1 protein-coding gene is annotated in these 1,119 nt (G+C 75.8%); it reads left to right on the top strand.

From position 1 onward, the window contains the following. Positions 1 to 196 precede the first annotated feature (196 nt). The coding region (locus GTR00_RS21460; protein WP_166613525.1) for an ABC transporter ATP-binding protein at positions 197 to 1,119 on the top strand (923 nt) is incomplete at its 3' end.

Genomic DNA, 1,119 nt, shown 5'->3' with positions numbered 1-1,119 from the left:
GCCGTGGTCGGCCGGCGGCGCCCGCGGCGCCGTCCGGCCGACCACGGCCGCACCCCCCGTCGACGGGGGGTGCGGCCGTCGCCGTGCGGGCGCACCGCGGGGCGTACGCGGGGGACGACGGTCGGCGGATGTCCGGCACCCCCCGGGCACGGCAGGCTCGGGGTCGTCCCGCTCGCGACCTCGGAAGGGCCAGCTCATGATCGAAGCGGTCGGCCTGCGCAAGGTGTACGGCAAGAAGGTGGCCGTGCACGACCTGAGCTTCACCGTCCGGCCCGGCATCGTCACGGGCTTCCTCGGCCCCAACGGCTCGGGCAAGTCCACGACCATGCGGATGGTCGTCGGCCTGGACCGCCCCACGGCCGGGCACGTCCTGGTGGACGGCCAGCCGTTCACCAGGCACCGCGCCCCGCTGTCCGCGGTGGGCGCCCTGCTGGACGCCAAGGCGGTGCACACCGGCCGCTCGGCGCTGAACCACCTGCGGGCGATGGCCGCCACCGCGGGCGTGCCGCGCCGCCGCGTCGACGAGGTGGTCGACCTCGTCGGCCTGCGCGAGGTCGCCGCCAAGCGCGCCGGCGGCTTCTCCCTGGGCATGGGCCAGCGCCTGGGCATCGCCTCCGCCCTGCTGGGCGACCCCTCGACGGTCCTGTTCGACGAGCCCGTCAACGGCCTGGACCCCGACGGCATCCTGTGGATCCGCAACCTCATGAAGGACCTCGCCGCCCAGGGCCGCGCGGTCTTCGTCTCCTCGCACCTGATGAGCGAGATGGCGCTGACGGCCGAGCACCTCGTCGTCATCGGGCGCGGCCGGCTCATCGCCGACGAGAGCGTGCAGTCCTTCGTGGACCGGGTGCAGCCGCGCGGCGTGGTCGTGCGCTCCCCGCAGGTCGCCGAGCTCACCGCGCTGGTGCGCGAGGCCGGCGGCACCATCGTCCCGGTCGGCGACGGCTCCTTCGACGTGCGCGAGCTCAGCGCCGCGCGCATCGGCGACGCGGCCGCCGCCCGCGGGGTGGCCCTGCACGAGCTGACCACCGTCAAGGCCTCCCTGGAGGAGGCGTTCATGGAGCTGACGGCCGACGCCGTGGAGTACCAGGCGCACGCCGGCGCCGGTGCCTCCCCGAC

Source organism: Kineococcus indalonis, from assembly GCF_009906395.1.
In the GTDB taxonomy this organism is placed as follows: Bacteria; Actinomycetota; Actinomycetes; order Actinomycetales; family Kineococcaceae; genus Kineococcus; species Kineococcus indalonis.
Note: the sequence above shows the minus strand (reverse complement) of the source record. Positions and strands in the feature narration are given on the sequence as shown.